The 5,039-nt window shown below is 55.7% G+C and carries 3 protein-coding genes; all 3 read right to left on the bottom strand.

The genetic code is table 11. The features are described from left to right. On the bottom strand, positions 1-1,944 hold a 1,944-nt coding region (locus tag AB4043_RS19700), incomplete at its 3' end, for a ligand-binding sensor domain-containing protein (protein ID WP_442307852.1). A gap of 404 nt (positions 1,945-2,348) precedes the next feature. Beyond that, entirely contained in the window at positions 2,349-3,776 is a 1,428-nt protein-coding gene (locus AB4043_RS19695; RefSeq protein WP_442307851.1) for an alpha/beta fold hydrolase, read from the bottom strand. 189 nt (positions 3,777-3,965) lie between these two features. Beyond that, positions 3,966-5,039 (bottom strand): trans-sulfuration enzyme family protein (locus AB4043_RS19690; RefSeq protein WP_442307850.1); only part of this gene is annotated, 1,074 nt, incomplete at its 5' end.

The following is a 5,039-nucleotide window of genomic DNA, read 5'->3' as shown; positions in this document are numbered from 1 at the left end:
CTGCAGGTGAGAGTAAGTTTGTCCACCAGCAACCAGAGAACTGATCAGAACGGTCGGCGGCACCAGGTTATAGGAGCGATCGAGCGACGCTGGATCAAGCCATGCGATCCCTTTGGTGGTAGCAAACCATAGACGGCCATCCTCTGCTTCCACCAGCGATGGCTCGGGAAATCGTTCAGCAGCAAGACCGGGAAGGCCATCCAGCGTATCGAAGCTCTCGGCGGATACGGCGTAGTCAGGATTCGCGAGCCACTTTGCCAGCTCGTCGGCTCTGACGTGGACGATGCCGGAAAATCCGCTGATCCAAAGGTCGCCTGTCTTAGTCTCCACGATGCCCGACACGCGTCCTGGCAGATTTGCATCGTTCCATTGCATGATGCGGAACTCGCCGCGACTGAGTAGCTGCACGCCAGTCTCAGAACCAAGCCAGACATGTTCTCCCTTAACCGTAAGCGCGTTCGGGAAGCGGTTCTTTCCGAAGTAGGTGTACTTCTGGTAGCTGTTTCCGTCCCACTCCACCACATGATTTGAAAATGCGAACCAGATATTGCCTGCGGGATCACTTTCCATGGTGCCCAGGATGCCGGGCTCACGGCCGAGCGCAACGTTCTGATTGACCCAGGTCTGGCCGACGCGCCGGTAGACATTTTGGCCGAATGTCAGAAGCCAGAGTTCGTTGTTCTTGTCGAGTGCGATCGAGGCAACGACTTCTCGGTCATCATTCGGGTAAGAGACCGGCTCAAGATGATCGGCATAGACCTTCCAGAGCAGATGCTTCCCCAGACCGGAGGACCAGATACCGCCTTTAAAGTCGCGGCGAACGGCGATGACCTGGCCGGTCTCGGGGAGTGTCCTGTTTCTGCCGTCGAAGAAGACCTCCGTCAGCGGCATCGCCCGGCTGCCAATCCAGACGTTCTGGTTGTCGCCAATCGCGATAGCGAACTGATGTTCGCTGGCTGGGGGTGTTGGCAACTGCGAGATCAGGTTTCGCCGAAGCTGATCCAGTCCAGAGTTGGTTGCGATCCAAAGGCTACCTTCGCGATCCGCGAGGAGCTTCCATACAACGTCGGAGCTGAGTCCCTGAGCGACGGTGAAGCGCTGACCGCTTGCCGGATCGACACTCACATCGATTGGGCTTTTCTCTGGCGCTGGAACGCGCAGGATTCCGTTGCCGCTTGCTGCCCAAAGTGTGCCATTGCTATCGAAGGTGAAGTTACCGAAACGCGAGCGTTTGGGTAGTTGAGAGCGGCGTTGCGATGGTGCGTTTGAAGTGGAACTATCCTCTGATACTCGCCGCAGCCCCAGCTCATCGGAGAGCCACATGGAGCCGTTCGGCCCCTCATGAAGGTATGCAAAGTCTCCGACCGGTCCTTCTCCATGGGGACTGACGATGAATTTGCTGCCGCCGCGCGGAAGATAAAGGAGCTTCCCAGACGGCATCTTCAGCCAGATGGCGCCGGCGCCATCGATCGCGATGGCGGAAGGAAAGCCGCTGGGAAGACCATAGCGGCTGCTGACCAGCTCGCATCTGTTATCACGGACAAGAAAGAGGCCAGCCGAGCCGGCGACCCATAACGTCCCATCACGATCCTCGACGGTGGAACCTGTCAGCAGTCCTGGCGTGCAGCCATTACCGGGAAAGGCTGATAGCTTTCCGTCTTTCCAAAGAAGCAGTCCAGGTGCCCGCGTCCTGAACCAGACATCTCCGGAAGAGGCCACGAACACCGAGTTCAGTTCCGCGTTTTGCGCGGCTCCGGCGGTGATTGCATCCGCCGACTCAAAACGAACTCCATCAAAACGAAAGACTCCCTTGGAGGTCGTCAGCCATAGATAGCCGTCCCGGCTCTGCTGAATGTCGAAGACTGCGCCTAAACCACTTTCAGAGGACCACGCCGTGTGATGAAAGTTCCTTAGCTCCTGGCCGCCATCTCCCGATTGCGGCATCCGCAAAGGCTGAGCTTGCAACAGGAAAACCGGAGATATCGCCACGAGGAAGATCAAGGCGAAGAGTAAGAATGAATAGCTCTTTTTTGATTTCACGGCCACGCGGCAGCGAGCTGTTCTGGCCACAATCGCACTCTCGGAGTTTCGGACACGGTTGGTTTGCTGGGAGTTGGAAAAGAAAGTCAGGCGATAGATAGGACCAGGGGAGCCATGAATCTGACCCTTCTTCAAAGGACTTCAAATATGCACAGACAACACCATCATCGATGGTGATATCACATTGCATCATTGTTTTCGAAATTTGATCTGGGAAGGCCAACCGGTCGGCGGTCTGCCGTCCCCAATGAGACGGAACACACCTGCCTTCCGGCTGGTTAGTTTTCGGCGAGATATCCGCCAGCGTCTTACTCCGGTAGTGGTTCTCCAGACTGTTCCCGGACCATGTACAGGGCGTACCAGTCATACCAGTTCGCATCTGCCTGGCCTGTCCGCTCCTCATGCTTTCCGTGCGCTGCAGCGGCGCGGCGCAATGCACTGACAAGGTCAGTCGTCGAGGCGTAGCTGGTGTCGCCTGCAACTCGGCCTGGCAGGCGCGTTGTTATCTCCTGGAAGAGCCATTCGTTCCCGTCCGGATCCTGGAACGAGGCGAAGGAACGATAGCTGCTTTGTGCTGGGTCTGGGCCGGGGACTCGATTGCTCCCGAAGAGATAAGGCTCGTCTGAACCGATGTAGTTATCGGCCCCACCGTGAAAGATCTCGCTGACCGCGACACCGCGAAAAAGCAGCTCGCTACGGGCTGCAGCAAGGTCAGCGACGATCAGGTATAGCCCCTTCGCCGACCCTGGCGCCGCAGCGGTCACGTTTTTACCGAAGATGATTGAGCAGCCGGATCCAGGCGGCGTGAACTGGATCACACGATAGTCGTTTCCCCCATTGGCGTCACCCTCCAACGTAATGGTTGGAACGCGAATCGAAGGGGCCTGTGCCAGTTGCTTTTCGAAATCATCGTACTTCTTTTCGCCTTCGGCAAGTCCAAGCCGCCAGCGGTAGTTATGGATGACGATGGCGACATGGTCGGGATTGTCGAAGGAGGCTGCGCTACGGTCAAAGGTCTGATCGTCGAAGTTCCATTTCGGTGAGGCGAGCTTCCAGATGAGGTTTGCGAACTCTTTCCGATATCGCTCATACCCTGCTCTCCCGCGCTCCGTTGCGAAGTAGAACTGATACCACCATTCGAGCTCTGCCTTCGGAGGCAGAGGCATCTTACCGGCTTCCTGGCTACCGATGAGATAGCCGCTGACGGAAACGAGCGCCTTGCAGCGTTCTGGCCACAGCGCGGCGACGATGTCCGCGGTACGGGCGCCCCAATCGAATCCTGCTAGAACGGCCTTATCGAGGTGAAGCGCATCCATCAATGCCACGATGTCACTCGCCAGAGCGGAAGGCTGACCATTGCGAACCGTCTCCGCAGAGAGAAACCACGTCGAACCATAGCCACGGAGATAAGGTACGATGACCCGATAGCCTTCCGCCGCTAACCGTGGAGCAACATCTACAAAGCTGTGAATGTCGTACGGCCAGCCGTGCAGAAGAAGGAGCGGTTTTCCATTGGAAGGTCCAACTTCGGCGTAGCTCACACGAAGTAGGCCCGCATCTATTTCTTTGAGCGAGTCAAACGTTGTGCTCTGCGCGGCAGCCGCAGATGGACTTGGCGCCGGCGGCATCTCATTTTCTTTGGCGAAGAGCGGCAGTTCTCCTAACAGCGCTGCCCCGGCAGAGAGTCCAACTCCCAACATGCGTCTGCGAGACAGCTTGTTTACTTCCTGTTGCACGGTAAATCTCCTTTTGATAAGCCTTGCATATGGATGGATGCCGCCTGGAGCCCTTCGTTGCAAGAGATTGTCGGCACGCACGGAGATGCTCTGCAAGGTCGTAGCCCTGGTCCCGTTGGGAAAGGAAGTATTCCAATGGAGATTGAATCGGCAAACCGAGCTTGGCTCGAATCGGGTTCGAGAAAGCAATCAARTTTGATCGAGTGCATCAAATAGGTCGCGTACAAGATCCTTTGAGCTTTCCAGTCCGACGGAGAGACGAATCATGGAGTTGGTTATTTTGCATCGCTCGAGATCATCGTCGCTCATATCCGAATGAGTCATCGTTCGCGGATGTTCTATCAGAGATTCCGTACCTCCAAGCGAGACGGCAAGATGACAGATTTTCACTGCATCTAGAAAACGTGAAGCTTCCTCGAAGCCCGCATCTTTAAGATAGAAGGTGATCATTGATCCAGGTCCCGTGCATTGCTTCTTGTACGTTGCATAAGAAGGACCGTCATTCTCGCTGAGCAAGCCCGGGAACAGTACTCGCTCGACTTTAGGATGATGTGTCAAGGCAGTCGCTACTTTAGTAGCCTTTTCCGCTTGTCGCTCCATTCGCAACCAGCATGTTTCCAAGGAACGAGTAAGCATCCATGCGGTGTCTGCGGCCAGAGTTCCGCCGAGGATTGTCCGGAAGTCGCGGATGGCTCCAATGAGATCTTTGCCACGCCCTTCCCCAGCCAGTACGATACCCGCGATCAGATCACTGTGTCCGCCAAGAAACTTGGTCGCCGAGTAAAAGACGAGATCAGCCCCTTGCAGAAATGGATGTTGAAACACGGGACCAAGAAAGGTATTGTCGACCGCAATCAACGTCTTGGCACCGTTGCGGGTCCTGATCAATTGGACGATAGCTTGAATGTCCGTAATCGTCATACTCGGGTTAGAGGGAGTTTCGAGGAAAACCATGTCGTACGGTTGGGGAGAGTTGTCTAATACCGATTCGACGGCGGACAAGTCACTCGTATCTACTGCATGCGCCGAATAACCGAATCGCTCTCCAAAGTGTTTTAAGAAAAAGTATGTCCCTCCATAGACCGGATCGGTATAGAGTATTCGCGCGCCGACAGGTAATAGCGCAAGCAGCGTTGTGCTGATGGCACTCATGCCGGAAGGGAAGGCCGCAGCAAACGCAGCTCCATTCTCGATGGCAACCATCTTGTCCTCCCAGATCTCGACGTTAGGATTGTTGAGGCGCGAATAAATCAATCCGCGCTC

Origin of the sequence: Terriglobus sp. YAF25, from assembly GCF_052113305.1 — a bacterium.
Classification (GTDB): domain Bacteria; phylum Acidobacteriota; class Terriglobia; order Terriglobales; family Acidobacteriaceae; genus Terriglobus.
This window is presented reverse-complemented; position numbering and strand designations above follow the sequence as displayed.